General features: G+C 70.8%; 1 protein-coding gene. It reads left to right on the top strand.

Annotation, left to right across the window (positions count from 1 at the left end):
* Positions 1-14: 14 nt before the first annotated feature.
* The coding region (locus SB719_RS20985; RefSeq protein ID WP_412159862.1) for an ABC transporter permease at positions 15-260 on the top strand (246 nt) is incomplete at its 3' end.

Below are 260 nucleotides of genomic sequence, written 5' to 3'. Positions count from 1 at the left end.
CTGGAGTCCGCCCGATGAGCGCCGCGATCCGTTCCCTCGGCCGCGCCGGCCTGTTCTCGCTGTCGGTGCTGCGCGCGTCGAAGCCGACCGCCGACCTGTTCTCCGAGCTGGTCCGCGAGATCTACAAGATCGGCGGCCGCAGCCTGCCGATCATCGCGGTCGGCGGTGCCTTCGTCGGCCTGTCGCTGACCCTGCTCGGCTATCGCGCGCTGGAGACCTACGGCGCCAGCAACCAGGTCAGCGTGCTGATCGGCCTGGGC

Origin of the sequence: Pantoea sp. SIMBA_079 (genome assembly GCF_046940275.1) — a bacterium.
GTDB lineage: Bacteria > Pseudomonadota > Gammaproteobacteria > Enterobacterales > Enterobacteriaceae > Pantoea > Pantoea borealis.
The sequence above is the reverse complement of the archived record's forward strand: the minus strand, read 5'-3'. Positions and strand labels throughout refer to the sequence as shown.